This window comes from Burkholderia lata, assembly GCF_902499335.1.
GTDB classification, from domain to species: Bacteria; Pseudomonadota; Gammaproteobacteria; order Burkholderiales; family Burkholderiaceae; genus Burkholderia; species Burkholderia lata_B.
Window position 1 is genome coordinate 418,072 of sequence record NZ_CABVQK010000009.1, and the last position, 17,463, is coordinate 435,534.

General features: G+C 67.8%; 16 protein-coding genes. 11 read left to right on the top strand and 5 right to left on the bottom strand.

All coding sequences use genetic code 11. The features are described from left to right. Window positions 1-32: 32 nt before the first annotated feature. Complete coding sequence (locus tag BCO18175_RS24115) at window positions 33-875, top strand: hypothetical protein (RefSeq protein ID WP_174984783.1); 843 nt, start codon at window positions 33-35, stop codon at window positions 873-875. After that, on the top strand, window positions 872-2,083 hold the full coding sequence (locus tag BCO18175_RS24120) for an acyl-CoA dehydrogenase family protein (RefSeq protein WP_174984785.1): 1,212 nt from the start codon (window positions 872-874) through the stop codon (window positions 2,081-2,083). Before BCO18175_RS24115 ends, BCO18175_RS24120 begins: the two co-directional genes overlap by 4 nt. 16 nt (window positions 2,084-2,099) lie before the next feature. On the opposite strand, the gene BCO18175_RS24125 is transcribed toward BCO18175_RS24120, so the two are convergent. Continuing rightward, window positions 2,100-2,921 (bottom strand): hypothetical protein, encoded by an 822-nt coding sequence (locus BCO18175_RS24125; RefSeq protein WP_174984788.1) that lies wholly within the window; start codon window positions 2,919-2,921, stop codon window positions 2,100-2,102. A 271-nt stretch (window positions 2,922-3,192) separates the two neighbouring features. Between BCO18175_RS24125 and zigA the strand changes: the two genes are divergently transcribed. The 5 genes from zigA to BCO18175_RS24150 are packed head-to-tail and all read left to right on the top strand — an operon-like array spanning window position 3,193 to window position 7,898. Next, window positions 3,193-4,401: a zinc metallochaperone GTPase ZigA gene (gene zigA, locus BCO18175_RS24130; RefSeq protein ID WP_217483924.1), complete on the top strand. Its 1,209-nt coding sequence runs from the start codon at window positions 3,193-3,195 to the stop codon at window positions 4,399-4,401. Between the two features lie 58 nt (window positions 4,402-4,459). Further along, entirely contained in the window at window positions 4,460-5,386 is a 927-nt protein-coding gene (gene folE2, locus BCO18175_RS24135) for a GTP cyclohydrolase FolE2 (protein WP_174984793.1), read from the top strand. Beyond that, the gene (locus tag BCO18175_RS24140) at window positions 5,380-5,958 is read left to right on the top strand and encodes a 6-pyruvoyl trahydropterin synthase family protein (protein ID WP_174984796.1); all 579 of its coding nucleotides are present in this window, start codon (window positions 5,380-5,382) and stop codon (window positions 5,956-5,958) included. The genes folE2 and BCO18175_RS24140 overlap by 7 nt, the downstream gene beginning before the upstream one ends. After that, window positions 5,958-6,518: a carbonate dehydratase gene (locus BCO18175_RS24145; protein ID WP_174984799.1), complete on the top strand. Its 561-nt coding sequence runs from the start codon at window positions 5,958-5,960 to the stop codon at window positions 6,516-6,518. Before BCO18175_RS24140 ends, BCO18175_RS24145 begins: the two co-directional genes overlap by 1 nt. A gap of 3 nt (window positions 6,519-6,521) precedes the next feature. After that, complete coding sequence (locus tag BCO18175_RS24150; protein ID WP_174984802.1) at window positions 6,522-7,898, top strand: dihydroorotase; 1,377 nt, start codon at window positions 6,522-6,524, stop codon at window positions 7,896-7,898. Here the strand turns inward: BCO18175_RS24150 and BCO18175_RS24155 are convergent. Beyond that, complete coding sequence (locus BCO18175_RS24155; protein ID WP_011353935.1) at window positions 7,895-8,359, bottom strand: Lrp/AsnC family transcriptional regulator; 465 nt, start codon at window positions 8,357-8,359, stop codon at window positions 7,895-7,897. The genes BCO18175_RS24150 and BCO18175_RS24155 overlap by 4 nt on opposite strands. Window positions 8,360-8,513: 154 nt before the next feature. On the opposite strand from BCO18175_RS24155, the gene BCO18175_RS24160 reads away from it, so the two are divergent. After that, complete coding sequence (locus tag BCO18175_RS24160; RefSeq protein WP_174984806.1) at window positions 8,514-9,143, top strand: LysE family translocator; 630 nt, start codon at window positions 8,514-8,516, stop codon at window positions 9,141-9,143. A 99-nt stretch (window positions 9,144-9,242) separates the two neighbouring features. Here the strand turns inward: BCO18175_RS24160 and BCO18175_RS24165 are convergent, their stop codons facing one another. Then, entirely contained in the window at window positions 9,243-11,012 is a 1,770-nt protein-coding gene (locus BCO18175_RS24165) for a YadA family autotransporter adhesin (RefSeq protein WP_174984809.1), read from the bottom strand. A 390-nt stretch (window positions 11,013-11,402) separates the two neighbouring features. Beyond that, window positions 11,403-12,251, bottom strand: a complete 849-nt coding sequence (locus BCO18175_RS24170) for a helix-turn-helix domain-containing protein (protein ID WP_174984812.1) — start codon at window positions 12,249-12,251, stop codon at window positions 11,403-11,405. A 196-nt stretch (window positions 12,252-12,447) separates the two neighbouring features. On the opposite strand from BCO18175_RS24170, the gene BCO18175_RS24175 reads away from it, so the two are divergent. Then, window positions 12,448-13,392, top strand: a complete 945-nt coding sequence (locus BCO18175_RS24175) for a DUF2167 domain-containing protein (RefSeq protein WP_174984815.1) — start codon at window positions 12,448-12,450, stop codon at window positions 13,390-13,392. After that, a complete protein-coding gene (locus BCO18175_RS24180) occupies window positions 13,389-14,114 on the top strand; it encodes a site-2 protease family protein (protein WP_174984818.1) in 726 nt (241 codons plus the stop codon). Before BCO18175_RS24175 ends, BCO18175_RS24180 begins: the two co-directional genes overlap by 4 nt. Before the next feature lie 69 nt (window positions 14,115-14,183). On the opposite strand, the gene BCO18175_RS24185 is transcribed toward BCO18175_RS24180, so the two are convergent. Next, window positions 14,184-15,563, bottom strand: coding sequence for an MFS transporter (locus BCO18175_RS24185; RefSeq protein WP_174984821.1), 1,380 nt, complete (start codon window positions 15,561-15,563; stop codon window positions 14,184-14,186). Between the two features lie 247 nt (window positions 15,564-15,810). Between BCO18175_RS24185 and BCO18175_RS24190 the strand changes: the two genes are divergently transcribed. Continuing rightward, window positions 15,811-17,388 carry an aldehyde dehydrogenase (NADP(+)) gene (locus tag BCO18175_RS24190; RefSeq protein WP_174984824.1) on the top strand — a complete coding sequence of 526 codons (1,578 nt, stop codon included), beginning with the start codon at window positions 15,811-15,813 and terminating at the stop codon, window positions 17,386-17,388. Window positions 17,389-17,463 lie beyond the last annotated feature (75 nt).

Consider the following 17,463-nt stretch of genomic DNA (forward strand, 5'->3'; position numbering starts at 1 on the left):
GCTTCATTCATGATCCTGAGAGAAAGAACCCTATGACCTTGCCCATCGGCGCGCCGCGCGAATGGAACGGACAATTCGAGGAAGCGCTGTTTCTCGACGTGGCGCGACGCCATCGTCCGGACTTCCCGGCCAAGCTCGCGACGCCGCCGCGCGAACCGCGCAACGGCGACGAGCTGGCCGCTGTCGCCGATTACTACACGAAGATGGCATCGCACGACCTGTTCATCGTGCAGGTCGTCGCGAAGGCGATCGACACGCTGTTTCGCGACGATCCGCATTTCCAGTTGATCCTGTCGCGCCAGCTCGGCGACGACGGCGCGCACGCGGTGATCGGCCGCGAACGCGTGACCGAACTGACGGGGCGTGATCCGCTGCCGGAAGTCGACCGGCTCGTCGCCGCGCACTGGGCACGCATCGGCGACATCGCGGTGCGCGACGTCGCGGGCTTTCTCGCGTTCGAATGGCACTACGAGCTGCACATCCTCGCGAAGCTGTGGATCCAGCGCAAGACCGGCCGCATCGGCGATTCCGCGATGCGCGAGCACGGCGAGAACCGGATCAGGCCGGACGAGGAGTGGCATCGCGTGCAGATCGTCCAGTGGTGGTTCGACACGCTGAAGACGCTGCCGGCGGCGGAACGCGACGCGCTGATCGATCGCGTGATCGCGGCCGACGAGGAAACGCAGGCGCGGCTCGACGATTACCTGCACGACGAGTACGCGCACACCGCGCACGTGTTCGGCGCGGATATCGCCGAATACCGTGCGATCTACGACGACTGGCGGCGCGAGATCCTGTCGCGGCTGACCGGCCGCCAGCTCGACGCGCTCGTGCCGCTGTCGGGTGAAGCGGTTGCGCAGGAAGCCGTCGCATGAACGATCCACGTGGCCCGGCGACCTTCGCGCCGGATACCGAAACGCCCGCCTTCGACCGCGCCGCGCTGGCGCGAGCGATCGACGCGCTGCGCGCATCTGCCGCCGCGCGCGACCGCGCGGGCGGTCATGCGGCGCAGGAGAAGCAGTGGCTCGCCGATGCGGGGCTGCTGACGCTCGCGGTGCCGCGTGCGTTCGGCGGGCAGGAAGCCGCATGGCCCGAGATCTACGATGCGATCCGGCAGATCGCGCGCGTCGACAGCGCGCTCGCGCATCTCGTCGGGTTCCAGTGCCTGCAGGTGGTGAGCGTCGACGTGTGGGGCAACGCTGCCCAGCGCGAACGCTATCTGCGCGGCACGGTCGAGCAGCGCTGGTGGTGGGGCAATGCGGTCAATCCGCTCGACACGCGGCTCGTGGCCACGGCGACGCCCGACGGCGGTTACCGGCTCGATGGCGTGAAGGGCTTTTGTTCGGGCACGCGAGGCTCGCAGCGCATGACGGTGTCCGCGCACGATCCGGACACCGGCCGCACCGTGTTCGGCGTGGTGCCGACCGATCGCCCGGGGATCACGGTCAACGAAGACTGGGATCCGATCGGCCAGCGCCAGACCGACAGCGGCAGCGTGCGCTTCGACGGCGTGGCGCTCGCGGCGGACGAGGTGCTGCACCGTTCCGAGGCACCGCCGACCCCGCGCGCGACGCTGCGCACGCTCGTGTCGCAGCTCGTGCTGACCAACCTGTTCGTCGGGCTCGCGGAGGGCGCGCTGGCGGAAGCGCGCGACTACGTGCTGACACATGGCCGCCCGTGGATCCAGTCGGATGTCGCGCAGGCGAGCGACGATCCGTACACGCTGCAGCGCTTCGGCGACATGCGTGTGCGGGCGATCGCCGCGGCGGCGCTGGCCGATCGCGCGGCCGCCGCGTTGCAGCGTGCGTGGGCGCGGCAGGATGCGCTGACGGCCGACGAGCGTGCCGAGGTGGCGCTCGCGGTATCGGAGGCGAAGATCGTCGCGCAGCGCGCGGCGCTCGAAAACGGCGAGGCGCTGTTCGACGCATGCGGCGCACGCGCGACGGCCGCGTCGCTCGGCCTTGACCGCTTCTGGCGGAATGCGCGCACGCATACGCTGCACGATCCGCTCGACTACCGGCTGCGCGACGTGGGCCGGTTCGCACTGGCCGGGGAATTGCCGCCGGCGTCGCTCTATACGTAAGTGAGCGCGCGCTCCGTTACTGCTCGACGGTAGGCAGGGCTTCCGGCGGCACGGCCGCGGGGGCGAGCGCGGGCGCAGGCTGGCTGGCCAGCGGTGCGCCGCCCTCCACGCCGGCGCGCTTGAACGACACCAGTTCGTTCGAATAGCGCGCCGTCCGCGTCCCGTTCGTGTCGTAGAACTCCTCGACCGACTTGACCCAGCGGCCGACCGCCGGCACGTACCAGAACGCCATGTAGGTCTTGCCGGTCCCTTCCGCCATCCCGCTGTTGCGGCTCTGCATGACGATCGTCGAGCCGTTCGCGTTGCGTGACACGCCGGACGTGACCGACTGCCCCGGCGCGACCTGCGCCTTCCACGTGCCTTCTGCCTCGATCTTGATCGCGTCGAACTTGCCGCCCGCCACGGTGACGGTGTCGGGACCGACGACCTTGTAATGCGTGTCGTACGCTTCCGACGCGTGCTGCGCATTCGGGTGCGACTCGCTGTACTTGACCTCCCATGTCTTGCCGACCGTCAGCGGAAACGCCAGCGGACGATTCACCACGGTTTCCGTGCCGTTGACGCTGCGCGAGCGGCTCCAGTCCGCATCGACGATCCGCTCGCGCGGCGCCTGCGTCGCGCCGCTTTGCTGCGTTTCGACGTAGATGTGCTCGGAAGTCGTGCGCTGCACGGAAATCTGGTCGCGCGTCTGGTGCCAGCCGTTCGGGCCGATTTCGACGGTGTTGATATAGGTCCAGGTATCGCCCGGCTTCAGCACGGGGGCCGCGATCGACTGGGCGAGCGCGATGCCGGGCAGCACGGCGCAGAGTGACAACGCAGCGAAGGTTTTCTTTTTCATGGTGTGTGGAGGAGGGGCCATCGGTCTCGCCGGAGAGCTTATCAACCACACCTTTCATTCGGCATGCCGTGTGGTGTGCCGCTGCCGCTCGCGGTTCGCGTCGAACCGGCGCCCGCGCGTCGTCGCTCGAGCGCGCGAATCCTCCGGCGTGGAACTGATCGACGGGGCGGCCGTTCGCCAGTGCGACCGGCTGGACGTCCAAAATGATATGTTATATCGTTGCGATACATTATATCATTCGATCCTCAACGTCCTCTTCCGGAATCGCCCGATGCGCACCGCACTCCCTCCGTCCACGCGGCTTCCCGTGACCGTCCTGTCCGGCTTCCTCGGCGCCGGCAAGACGACGCTGCTCAACCACATCCTCAACAATCGCGAGGGCCGGCGCGTCGCGGTCATCGTCAACGACATGTCCGAGGTCAACATCGACGCCGCGCTCGTGCGCGACGGCGGCGCGGGGCTGTCGCGTACCGACGAGAAGCTGGTCGAGATGAGCAACGGCTGCATCTGCTGCACGCTGCGCGAGGATCTGCTGATCGAGGTCGACCGGCTCGCGCGTGAAGGGCGGTTCGACCAGCTCGTGATCGAATCGACGGGCATCTCGGAGCCGCTGCCGGTGGCCGAGACGTTCACGTTCGAAGGCGAGGACGGCCGCAGCCTCGGCGAAGTCGCGCGGCTCGACACGATGGTGACGGTGGTCGATGCATTCAATTTCCTGCGCGACTACGCATCGCGCGACAGCCTGCAGTCGCGCGGCGAGTCGATGGGCGAGGAAGATGCGCGCACGGTCGTCGATCTGCTGATCGACCAGATCGAGTTCTGCGACGTGATCGTGATCAACAAGATCGACCTGATCGACGCAAGCGCGCGCGAGCGGCTCGTCGCGCTGCTGCGCGGCTTGAACCCGCGGGCGCGGATCGAGATCGCCGAATTCGGCAAGGTGCCGCTCGAGCGCGTGCTCGACACCGGCCTGTTCGATTTCGACGCGGCATCGCGCGCGCCGGGCTGGCTGCAGGAGATGCGCGGCAAGCACACGCCCGAGACCGACGAGTACGGCATTCGCAGCTTCGTCTATCGCGCGCGACGGCCGTTCCATCCGCAGCGCTTCTTCGATCTCGTCGAAGGCGAATGGCCGGGCGTCGTCCGCTCGAAGGGGTTCTTCTGGCTTGCCACGCACCCGACCGTCGCCGGTTCGTGGTCGCAGGCCGGCGCGGTCGCGCGGCACGGGCCGGCCGGTCACTGGTGGGCGGCCGTACCGCCCGAGCGCTGGCCGCAGGACGCGGAAGCCGTCGCGCAGATCCGCGCGCGCTGGGACGAGCACGTCGGCGATGCGCGGCAGGAACTCGTGCTGATCGGCATGGACATGGACGAGCCTGCGCTGCGCGCGCGCTTCGACGCGTGTCTGCTGACCGATGCCGAGATGGCCACCGGCCCCGCACACTGGACCACGTGGGACAACCCGTTTCGCGACTGGTCCTGACCTGAACGCGCTTCCTGCATCGATCCGGATGGAGAAGGCGCTCCACCGGATTCCGAGCATGAATGCACCTCTTCCCGATATTTCCCTGACCGATGCCGCGCCGGGCGGCCGCCCGCTCGAATGGGTCGGCATGCAGGGCATCGACCTGCCCGTCGCGGTGGCCGAGCCCGGCTGCCGGCGCGACGTGCATGCGCGCGCCGACGTGCAGGTCGATCTGCCCGCGCCGCATGTGAAGGGCATCCACATGTCGCGGTTGTACCGGCTGCTCGACGGGCTCGGCGACGGCGCGGCAGTGTCGCCGGCCGGCCTGCAGCGCGTGCTGCGCGCGATGGTCGATAGCCATCGCGACTGCGACACGCGCAGTGCGCGAGTGCGGCTACGCTTCGACCTGCTGGCTCGACGCCCTGCGCTCGTGACCGAGGGGCTGGCCGGGTGGAAGGCGTACCCGGTTCGCATCGACGCGACGCTTGCCGGCGGAGCGTTCGAGCTGCGCGCGCAGGTGACGGTCGTCTATTCGTCGACGTGCCCATGCTCGGCCGCGCTGTCGCGGCACTGGGTCGAGCAGGCCTTCCTGGCGGCGTTCGGCCGCGACGATCGTGTTGAACCGGCGGCGGTCGCCGCATGGCTGAAACGGCATGCGACGGCGGCCACGCCGCACAGCCAGCGCAGCGAAGCGGTCGTCAGCGTGGGGCTGCCCGCCGATGGCGCGACGTTGGGGCTGGTCGACCTGATCGATCGCATCGAGCACGCGCTCGGCACGCCGGTGCAGACGGCCGTCAAGCGCGCCGACGAGCAGGCGTTCGCGGTGCTGAACGGCGGGAACCTGATGTTCGTCGAGGATGCCGCCCGCCGCGTCCAGGCCGCGCTGGATGACCACGGCCATCATGCGAACCCGCGCGTGCATGTGCGCCATCTGGAAAGCCTGCATCCGCACGATGCGGTGGCCTGGGCCGCGCCGGTTCGCGAAGGCGCCGGCGCATGCTGATCCGCAAGCTGTTCCGGTTCGAGAACGCGCACATCGTGCGCGGCTGCAGCACGCGGCGCTGCTCGCATTCGATCCACGGTCATTCGTACCGCGTCGAACTGCTGCTCGAAGCGCATGCGCTGGATCATGGGCAGATGATCTACGACTTCGGGCTGCTCAAGGGCGACGTGCGCGACCTGATCGACGCGTTCGATCATGCGGTGACGCTGTGGTCGGATGACGACCCCTGCTATGTCGAGAGCATGCGCCGGCATTCCGAACGCTGGGTGCTGCTGCCCGTTTCACCGAGCGCCGAGCAATTCTCGCGCGTGTTCTTTCGTCTCGTCGATGCGGCGCTGTCCTGCACGCGCATGGCGAACGGCGAAGCCGACGTGCGGCTGCATTCGATCATCGTTCACGAGACCGAGACCGGTTACGCGCAGTGTTTTCGCGACGATGCGTTCAACCCGCGCATGGGCCGCATCGACCTGGCCGACATCGTGTTCGCGCCGGCCATCGCCGGACAGTGGCGCGATCCGGGGCTGTTCGAGCGGATCAAGCGCGGCCGACCCATTTCAAGGCAGGAATCCTGATGATCAGAAAGAACCCGCGCGGCGACCTGCCGCAGATTCACCCGAGTGCATTCGTCGATCCGACCGCCATTCTGTGCGGGCTCGTGATCGTCGAGGAGAACGTGTTCATCGGCCCGTACGCGGTGATCCGCGCCGACGAAACGGATGGCGGCGGCCGGATCGCGCCGATCGTGATCGGCGCGCATTCGAACATCCAGGACGGTGTGGTGATCCATTCGAAGTCCGGCGCGAGCGTCACCATCGGCCAGCACACGTCGATCGCGCATCGCGCGATCGTCCACGGGCCGTGCAAGGTCGGCAACGGCGTGTTCGTCGGCTTCAACAGCGTGCTGTTCAACTGCACCATCGACGACGGCTGCGTGGTGCGCTACAACGCGGTCGTCGACGGCTGCCACCTGCCGCCGGGTTTCTACGTGCGCTCGACCGAGCGCATCGGGCCGGAAACCGATCTCGCGGCTTTGCCGCAGGTGACGGCCGACGCGAGCGATTTCTCCGAGGACGTCGCACGCACGAACAATGCGCTGGTGCTGGGCTACAAGCACATCCAGAACGAGTTCTGAATCATGGACGAGCTCATTCGACGTGAAGGGGGCGCGCGTGACGCGCTCAAGCGTCGTCACGCCGACCTGCTCGTGCACGGCGGCATGGCGATGACGCCCAACGGGGCCGAGCGGATCGACGTGGCGTGCGTCGGCGGCCGTGTCGTCGCGCTGGGCGCGTTGCGCGGCAACTGGAGCGCTGACGTCCTGCTCGATGCCGGCGGCCTGCATGTGCTGCCGGGCGTCGTCGACAGCCAGGTGCATTTCCGCGAACCGGGCCTGACGCACAAGGAGACCCTCGAGGCCGGCACGCGCGGCGCGGTGCTCGGCGGCGTCACGACGATCTTCGAGATGCCCAACACGCATCCGCTGACGCTGACCGCGCAGGATCTGCGGGCGAAGCTGGATCTCGCGTGCGGCCGTGCGTGGTGCGACTACGCGTTCTACATCGGCGGCTCGGCCGCGAACGCCGAACGGTTGCCGGCGCTCGAAAACCTGCCGGGCTGCGCGGGTGTGAAGGTCTTCATGGGCAGTTCGTTCGGCGACCTGCTGGCCGATGACGAAGCGGTGTTGCGCCGGATCGTGCGCAACGGGCGGCGGCGCATGGCCGTGCACGCGGAGGACGAGGCGCGGCTGCGCGAGCGCCGGGCGCTCGTGGAAGCGAGCGGCGACGTGCGGGATCATCATCGCTGGCGCGACGAGGAAAGCGCGCTGGCCGCGACACGGCGCATCGTCGGGCTGGCCGCCGAGACGGGCCGCCGGCTGCATGTGCTACATGTATCCACTGCCGAGGAAATGGCGTTCCTCGCGCGGCACCGGCATCGCGTGACCGTCGAGGTCACGCCGCATCACCTGAGCCTGCACGCGCCCGATTGCTACGAGCGGCTCGGCACGTTCGCGCAGATGAATCCGCCGGTGCGCGAGCGGCATCATCAGGATGCACTGTGGCAGGCCGTTCGCGATGGCGTGGTCGACGTGATCGGCAGCGACCACGCGCCGCATACGCGCGACGAAAAGCGCCGGCCCTATCCGCAGTCGCCGAGCGGGATGACCGGCGTGCAGACGCTGCTGCCGCTGATGCTCGATCATGTGCATGCGGGCCGCCTGAGCCTCGAACGGCTGGTCGACCTGACCAGCGCCGGGCCGGCGCGGATCTTCGGCATCGCGGGGAAGGGGCGCATTGCGGCGGGCTACGACGCCGATTTCAGCATCGTCGACCTGCGCGCACGCCGCATCATCCGGGATGAATGGATCGCCAGCGTGAGCGGCTGGACACCTTATGACGGGTGCGCGGTCACGGGCTGGCCGGTGCATACGGTCGTGCGCGGGCAGGTCGTGGTGCGCGACGGCGCGCTGAACGGGGAGCCGGAAGGGCAGGCCGTGACGTTTCTGGATGCCTAGATCGGCAGGCGAACCGTCTGCTTGATGCGCTTCAGCGGAATCTCGGTTTCGACGTTGCGGACGCCTTCGATCTGCGTGAGCGTCTCCATCTGGAAGCGCTGGTAGTCGTCGAGATCGCGCGCGATCACGCGCAGCAGATAGTCGTAGCTGCCGGCCATCAGATGACATTCGAGCACTTCCGGCGCTTGCTCCATTTCGCGCGCAAAGCGTTCGACGGTTGTCTTGTCCTGGCGCTCCAGCGTGACGCGCACGAACGCGGTGAATCGCAGGTCGACGGCGGCCGGGTTCAATAGTGCGACATAAGCGTCGATTACGCCTTGTTCCTCGAGCAGATGAACGCGGCGCAGGCATGGCGTGGCCGACAGCCCGGCCTGTTGCGCGAGTTCGGCATTCGTCTGATTCGAATTCCGTTGCAATGCACGCAGAATGCGCCGGTCGATCGCGTCCAGTTTAATTGGCATTTTTTGCTACCAGAAGCGTGAAAGCTAGAGAATAGCTCCAAATCATGGATTTCAATTAGCCAAATACGCATCCATTCTCCACGGAAGGGCACCGATAATCTGACGACCGGCCGGGCGATTCTCGTCCGTCGGCTATCCCTTCAGGAGCTATCCCATGTCGCATCTATCCTGGCTACCATTCATCGCAACGTCGCTGCTGATCATCGTCACGCCGGGTCAGGACATGGTTCTCGTGATGTCGCGCACGCTGTCCGGCGGCACGCGCGCGGGCCTCGTGACGGCCGCGGGCGTCAGCGTCGGGCTGCTCGTTCATACGATGCTCGCGACGCTCGGTCTGGGCGCGCTTCTTCAGGCATCCGAATGGCTGTTCACGGCGCTGAAGCTGATCGGTGCGCTGTATCTGCTGTACCTCGGCGTCGCGTTGCTGCGTTCGTCGGGCGAACTGACGCTCGCCGGCAGCCGCGACGGTGCGCAGGTATCGCGGCTTCGCACGTTCGCGCAAGGCGCGTTGTCCAACGTGTCGAATCCCAAGGTCGCGCTCTTCTATCTGGCGTTCCTGCCGCAATTCGTGCCGGCGGGCACTGCGCATCCGATGCTATCGCTGTTCGTGCTGGGTGCGACGTTTGCCGGCCTGACGTTTCTCGTCAAGGGGCCCGTCGCACTGTTCGCCGGTCTGCTGTCGGCGTCGATTCGCCGCAATCCGCGCATCCTGACGCGCATGCATCGCGTCAGCGGCGTGGTCCTGCTGGGGCTGGGCGTGAAGCTGGCGCTCGAGCGTCGCTGATCGCGGTTACCTCGTACGCGTGCCGTCGGCGCGATTACGCCGACGGCACGCTTCCCGGCGTCGAGATAAAGCTGCTCGACGCTTCACGGCCGACGTCGATTACCAGCGATAACCGACACCCGCGCCCGCGCCGAACGAGCCGTGGCCCGATACGGCCGTCGTCACCGAGCCCTTGACCAGCCATTTCGTCGTCGCGAAGGAAAGGCCGACCGCCATCGCGCTTTGACCGCCGTACGTGCCGCCGCCAAGTGCGACGACCTTCTCGCCGGGCAGCACGGCTTGCGGCATGTTGGCCATCGCGATCGCGCTCGCGGTGCCCGCATCCGCGTCCTTGCGGTATTTCGACATTTCCTCGCGGACCGAGTTGATCGCACCGTTCAACTGGCGCACGTTCACGCCGTCCGTCGGCGCCGTGCCGTCGGCCACGTTGGTCAACTGGCGTTCGGCGCCCGGCGCACCGATCGACACCGTGTTGTCGCGCGACGCGACCGAATTCGCACCCAACGCGACCGCGTTGTTGGCCGGTGCCTGGCTGTTCGCGCCGATCGCCGTCGAATTGTTGCCGGAGACATTGGAGCCGGCCCCGATCGCGGTGCCGTTCGTCCCCGTGACTTTCGAATTCGCGCCGGTTGCGGTGCCGTTCGTTGCCGTGACGGTCGCGTTCGTGCCGGTTGCGGTGCCGTTCGCCGCGGCGACGGTCGCGTTCACGCCGATCCCCGTGCCGTTGTCGCCCGACACGTTCGCGCCGTTGCCGAGCGCCGTGCCGTTCGTCGCGCTGACCGACGTATTCTTGCCGATCGCGGTGCTCGTGCTGTCCGTAACCGTGCCGCTCGGCACGCTCGACGAGATCTTGCCGACGGTGTTCGTCAGCGTGGCCAGATTATTGGTCAGCGTGGAAACCTGGCTGGCGATCGAGAAGAGCTGCGAGCCGTTGACCGCGTCCGTGCTGGTCGCGCTGATGGCGCCGGCCGCGACGTTGACGATCTGGCGCTCGGCGCCGGCGCTGCCCACGCTGACCACGCCGACCGGCGTACCTGCGAAGCCGCTGTATCCGACACCGTTCAGCGTCACGCTGCTGACGGTGGTTGCCGCACGCGTGGCCGAGTTCGCGCCGAGTGCCACGGAGTTCGCATTGGCCGCGTTGGCCCCTTCGCCGATGGCGACCGCGTTCACCGCGGATGCCGTTGCACGGGCGATCGCGACGCTGCCGGTCGCGGATGCCGAGCTGTCGACGCCGAGCGCGACCGCATCGGCTGCGCCGGCATTGGCCTGGAAGCCGAGCGCCGTGCCGCCGGCCGCGCTGCTGCCTTTACCGACCGCCGTCGAGAAGGTCGCGGTGGCGCTTGCGCCCTGGCCGACAGCCGTCGATTGATCCACGGCGGATGCGCCCTGGCCGAATGCCGAAGCCGTGGCGCCGTTCGCGACTGCGCCCTCGCCGACTGCCGTCGCGTTGAGGCCGGTCGCACCGGCAAACGCGCCGATCGCCGTTGCATGATCGCCGGTCGCCACGGCATTGCCGCCGAGCGTCGTGGCTTGCGTACCGGTTGCGACGGACTGCCGCCCGATCGCGACGGTTTCGCTGTACGCGCCGGTCGACGAACCCGAATCGGCGACTGCCGACGGGCCGATTGCGATGTTGTCGCAGCCCCGTGCCGTGGCCTGATACGTGTTGGTGCCCGAAATCGCGATGTTGTCCGAGCAACCTGCCACGGTATCGATCGAATTTCCGTTCTGCACATAGGAGGCCCGCGCCGGCGCGGAAGCCGCGAAGGCGACGATTGCTGCGCTGACGGCGATGGCCAGCGCCGCTTTCGACTTCGCCGGCGCGCGCTGCGCCGTGTTCCCCAACCCTCGATGATTCTTGTTCATGTTGTTCCTAGGCTCGATATGAAATTTGTGTTGTGGCTAGCGTGTCCGTCTCACGATTTCCCGATCGCATTGGTTCGAGTACGATCCAATTGAACAGATGTACTAAACAAATTTGACATTCGGCGAAGTGAATCCGAGGGGGAAACGGCGCAAGTGCGGCTGCGTTGCTTGACGTATGCCGGCACGCTCGCGCGTTCCGGATCGGCAGCCTGAGATGCGACGACGCATTCTGATCGGCCCTGCCGGCGCCCAGGTTTGCCGTAGCGGTCGATCTCTATGCTTCAGGGGAAATTCGTCTGGAGATTGGCGCGCCGACTGCCGGCATGGCAGCAGGCGGCGTGAAAACCGGCGTTCGTGCGCCGGCTTGAGTCAGGTTTCGTTGCGCGCGCGTTATTGCGCCGGCAACGCGTCAGCCAGCGCCCGCATCGCGTCCACCGTCTCCGGGTTCGCCGGAAAGAACGCCTCGATCGCGAGTTCCGACAGCGTCACGTCGACCGGCGTGCCGAACACGGTCGTCGTGCTGAAGAACGTCAGTTCGCCGGCTGCCGTGCGCAGCCGCAGCGGCACGGCGATATCCGCGAAGTCGGTGCGCGCGTGCGTGTCGTCGGGCTGGCCGGCCGGCGCCGGATACGCGGCCAGTTCGTCGCGCAGCGTGTGCAGCGTGCGGTCGCCGCTCGCATCGATCTGCCGCTGCAGCCGATGCAGGATGTGCGCGCGCCATTCATGCCAGTTGACGATCTGCGACGCGAGGCCGTCCGGATGCAGGCTCAGCCGCAGCACGTTGACGGGCGGTTGCAGCAGCGACGGATCGGCCTGTGCGACCAGCGCGCCGAGCATCCGGTTGGCGGCGAGCAGTGTCCAGTGACGGTCGACGGCGAGCGCCGGGTAGGGCTCGTGGCCGCGCAGCACGGCTTCGACCGCATGGCGCGCGGCATCCAGTTGCGGGTCCGAAAACGGCCGTTCGCGAAACAGCGGCGCAAAGCCGGCCGCGACGAGCAGCGCATTGCGCTCGCGCAGCGGCACGTCGAGACGCTCCGCGAGATGCAGCACCATCTCGCGGCTCGGCTGCGCGCGGCCGGATTCGACGAAACTCAGGTGGCGCGCGGAGACTTCCGCGTCGAGCGCGAGCGCCATCTGGCTCAGGCGCCGGCGTTGCCGCCACGTGCGCAGCAGCGGGCCGATGCCGGGCGCGCGGCCGGCGGACGGGGAGGGCGAATGGAGGGCGGCGGTCGGGTTCATGGTGCAGATGATAGGCAATCCCTTGCCCCTTGGGCATTACCTGCGACGTAAGCATCGCGCCGTTCCCCGGGCGTGTCACCGCGCTGCGTTACCATAGCCCCCGTGCCAACTGAGAGACGACGCCGGACCCGCGATTGAAAACGCCTGGGCCGGTGCCGTGCATATTTACGACAAGGCATTCCAGGGGAATCCAACAATGAAAAGACTTGCCGTCCGGCTCGCCTGCGTGGCGACGCTTGCATTCGCCGCGACCACCGGCCACGCGCAGACCGAAGCTGCGCAGGTGGAAATGAGGGCCGCCGCCGCGGCCGCCAACGACGCGGTCGTGAAAGGCCCGACCGACATCGACGTGAAACACGAAGCCGTGCTGAAGCTGAAAGCCGGCGAATCGTTCGTGCCGGCCGCCGAAGCCGGCCGCTACCTGCGCTCGATGGGCAACTCGATCGATGAAACGAAGCTGGTCGGTCTCGTGCTGCCCGACGATCCCGATGCCGACTGGATCTCGGTCGTGTCGTTCGAGCCGAGCGGCTACATCCGCGACGACGACGCGAAGGACTGGAAGCCCGACGAGCTGCTGAAGAGCCTGCAGGCGGGCACCGAGGAAGACAACCCCGGGCGCAAGGAGCGCGGCCTGCCGGAAACCGAGGTGGTCGGCTGGGCGAAGGCGCCCGCGTACGACGCGGCCTCGCACCGGCTCGTGTGGTCCGCGATCATCCGCGACAAGGGCGCGGCCCCGAACGCCGAAAACGACGGCGTGAACTACCGGACGCTCGTGCTCGGCCGTGACGGCTACCTGTCGCTGACGATGGCGTCGACGCTCGCCGATCTGCCGAAGTACAAGGCGTCGGCCGACGAGCTGCTGTCGAACATCAGCTTCAACGACGGCAAGCGCTACGCCGATTTCAACAAGTCGACCGACCACGTCGCCGAGTACGGCCTCGCGGCGCTGATCGTCGGCGTCGGCGCGAAGAAGCTCGGCCTGCTCGCGCTGATCGGCGCGTTCGCGGTGAAGTTCTTCAAGATCGGCGCGGTCGCGCTGCTGGCCGGCGGCGCGGCGCTGAAACGCTTCTTCGGGCGCAAGCCGAAGGCGGCCGCGGTGCCGGCCGTCGCCGACGCATCCGGCACGGAGCGCAAGGAATGACGAAGCTGTTGCTGCTGATCTTCGGCGGCCTCAAGCTCGGCAAGGTGCTCGTGTCGGCGGGCACCATGCTGGCGTCGATCGCGGTCTACGCGCTGTTCTACGGCTGGCGGTTCGCGGCCGGTTTCGTCGCACTGCTGCTGGTGCATGAGGCCGGTCACTACATCGCCGCGCAGCGGCGCGGCCTCGATGTCGGGCTGCCGACCTTCATCCCGTTCGTGGGCGCGTGGATCCAGCTGAAGGAGATGCCGCACGACGCGGAAACCGAGGCGTACGTCGGGCTCGCCGGGCCGTTCGTCGGCACGCTCGGTGCGCTGGCCTGCTACGCGGCCGCGCGTCACTACGACAGCAACCTGCTGCTCGCGCTGTCGTACACGGGCTTCTTCCTGAACCTGTTCAACATGATTCCGCTGTCGCCGTTCGACGGCGGGCGGATCACCGCGGTGCTGTCGCCGCGCATCTGGTTCGCAGGCGTGCCGGTGCTGATCGCGCTGTTCGTGTATCGTCCGAGCCCGTTGCTGATCGTGATGGCGATCCTCGCGCTGCCGCAGTTGAGGCGTGCGTGGCGCTACGATCCCGACGCGCCGGAGAACCGCGTGTACTACGCGACGTCGATCGAGACGAAGACGACGTACGCGCTCTGCTACGTCGGCTTGCTCGCGTTTCTCGCGCTGATGACGTCCGGCGTGCACGACATGCTGCGCGTCGCGCATGCGTCGAGCTGACAGCGGACACCCGATGCAAAAACGGCGGCCGGTTTTACGCGGCCGCCGTTTTTTTATCGAGGTCGAACTTCACGCGTCGCGATGACGCAGTTCGACGCGCCTGATGTCCTTCACGATCACGAGATAGCTGAACACGGTGACGAGCGCGTTCAGCCCGACGAACACGAGTGCGCCGTTGAACGAGCCGCTCGCGCCCACGAGGTAGCCGATCGCGATCGGCGCGACGATGCCGGCCGTGTTGCCGAACATGTTGAACAGGCTGCCCGACAGGCCGATCGCTTCCTTCGGCGCGGTATCCGCGACGACGGCCCAGCCGAGCGAGCCGATCCCCTTGCCGAAGAACGACACGGCCATCAGCACGATCACGAGCACTTCGCTGTCGACGTAGTTGCAGCCGATGATGACCATCGACAGCGCCATCCCGCCGACGATCGGGATCTTGCGCGCGAGCGTGAGCGACACGCCGCGGCGGATCAGCCCGTCCGACAGCATCCCGCCGAGCACGCCGCCGAGGAACCCGCAGATCGCGGGCAGCGACGTCATGAAGCCGGCCTTCAGCAGCGACATTCCGCGCGCCTGCACGAGGTAGATCGGGAACCACGTGAGGAAGAAGTACGTGAGCACGTTCACGCAGTACTGGCCGAGGTATACGCCGATCAGCATCCGGTTCGACAGCAACTGGCGCACGTAGTACCAGCCGGCCACGCGGCTGCCTTCCGAACGCGCGCCGTTGCTGCTGCGCGAGACGGTGCGCACCAGTCCGCCGCCCTGCTCGATGTGCTCGAGTTCCACGCGGTTCACGGCCGGATGGTCGGCCGGATCCTTCATGACCCGCAGCCACAGGAACGCGAGCGCGATGCCCGCGAGGCCGAGCCACAGGTACACCTGATGCCAGCCGTACGCGTGCGTGAGCCACGCCATCAGCGGCGAGAACACCACGGCCGCGAAGTACTGCGCGGCGTTGAAGATCGCCGACGCGGTGCCGCGTTCGGCGGTCGGGAACCAGCTCGCGACGACTTTCGCGTTCGCGGGAAAGGCCGGTGCTTCGGCGATGCCGACCGCGAAGCGCATCGCGAACAGTGCGGCGACCGCGAACGCGGCGCTGCCGCCGAGGCCGATCGTGCTCTGCAGCAGCGTGAACGCCGACCACAGGAAGATGCTGGCCGCATACACGCGGCGCGCGCCGAAGCGGTCGAGCAGCCAGCCGCTCGGCAGTTGCGCGAGCACGTACGCCCAGCTGAACGCCGAGAAGATGTAGCCCATCGTCACCGGATCGATGCCGAACGCCTTGCGGATCGGCGTGCCGGTGATCGACAGCGTCGCGCGGTCCGCATAGTTGAGCGTCGTGACGACGAACAGCATCGCCAGGATCCAGTAGCGCACGGCGGTCCGGCGCGCGGTGCGCGCGAGGTCGAGCGGAAGCTCGCGAGAGGGGGTCTGATTAGGCACTTTAATGTACGTCGTCGTATGACGTGGCGGCAGTTTATTGGCAATAATCAGACGCAGAAACCTCGGGTTTTCCCTCTGGCTGATGTCGTGAAATGGTAAATGTCACGGGGGTTTGCCCGTGGAATAAGGGTTCCGCACGTTTCGGCCGAGGTCCGGCAGATCACGTGAATATTGATGTTTGGTGGGCGGACATCGTATCTGTTGAGCTACAATGAGCGATCTATTCCCGAACCACGGAGCACACCCCATGCAACTGACTGGAGAGATGCTGATCGGCGCCGACGCGGTGGCCGGCTCGGCCGGTACCTTGCGCGCGTTCAACCCGTCGAAGGGCGCGCCGATCGACGCGCCGGCGTTCGGCGTCGCGACGCAGGCCGACGTCGAGCGCGCATGCGAACTCGCGCGCGATGCGTTCGACGCGTACCGCGCGCAGCCGCTCGCGGCCCGCGCGGCGTTTCTCGACGCGATCGCGGATGAAATCGTCGCGCTCGGCGACGCGCTGATCGAGCGCGCGCACGCCGAAACGGGCCTGCCTGTCGCGCGGCTGCAGGGTGAGCGCGGCCGCACCGTCGGCCAGCTCCGGCTGTTCGCGCGCGTCGTGCGCGACGGGCGTTTCCTTGCCGCGTCGATCGATCCCGCGCAGCCGGCACGCACGCCGCTGCCGCGTTCGGACCTGCGGCTGCAGAAAGTCGGGCTCGGCCCCGTCGTCGTGTTCGGTGCGAGCAATTTCCCGCTCGCGTTCTCGGTGGCCGGTGGCGATACGGCATCGGCGCTCGCGGCCGGTTGCCCGGTGATCGTGAAGGCGCACGAGGCGCACCTCGGCACGTCCGAGCTGGTCGGCCGCGCGATCCGCGCCGCCGTCGCGAAAACCGGGATGCCGGCCGGCGTGTTCTCGCTGCTGGTCGGTCCCGGCCGCGTGATCGGCGCAGCGCTGGTCAGCCATCCGGCGGTCCAGGCCGTCGGCTTCACGGGGTCGCGGCAGGGCGGCATGGCGCTCGTGCAGCTCGCGAACGCGCGCCCGCAGCCGATTCCCGTCTACGCGGAAATGAGCAGCATCAACCCCGTCGTGCTGTTCCCGGCGGCGCTCGCCGCACGCGGCGACGCGATCGCGACGGGCTTCGTCGATTCGCTGACGCTCGGCGTCGGCCAGTTCTGTACGAACCCGGGCCTCGTGCTCGCGATCGACGGCCCCGATCTCGACCGCTTTGAAACCGTTGCCGCGCAGGCGCTTGCGAAAAAGCCGGCCGGCGTGATGCTCACGCGCGGCATTGCCGATGCGTATCGCAACGGCCGCGGCAAGCTGGCCGAACTGACGGGCGTGCGCGAGATCGGCGCGGGCGAGGCGGCGCAGACCGACTGCCAGGCCGGCGGCGCGCTGTACGAAGTCGGCGCGCAGGCGTTCCTGGCCGAACCGGCGTTCAGCCACGAGGTGTTCGGTCCGGCATCGCTGATCGTGCGCTGCCGCGATCTCGACGAAGTCGCACGCGTGCTCGAAGCGCTCGAAGGCCAGCTGACGGCCACGCTGCAGATGGACGCCGACGACAAGCCGCTCGCGCGCCGGCTGCTGCCGATCCTCGAACGCAAGGCCGGGCGCCTGCTCGTGAACGGCTATCCGACCGGCGTCGAGGTGTGCGACGCGATGGTGCACGGCGGGCCGTTCCCGGCGACGTCGAACCCGGCCGTCACGTCGGTCGGTGCGACGGCGATCGAGCGTTTCCTGCGGCCGGTGTGCTACCAGGACTTCCCGGACGATCTGCTGCCGGAAGGGTTGCAGGAAGGCAATCCGCTCGCGATTGCGCGGCTGCGGGACGGGAAGGCTGAGTGACGTGCAGCGGCCTGGCGGCAATCGCCGGGCTGCATGCCGAATGGGCGAAAGCGGAGGCGGCCGGCTGGCCGTCTC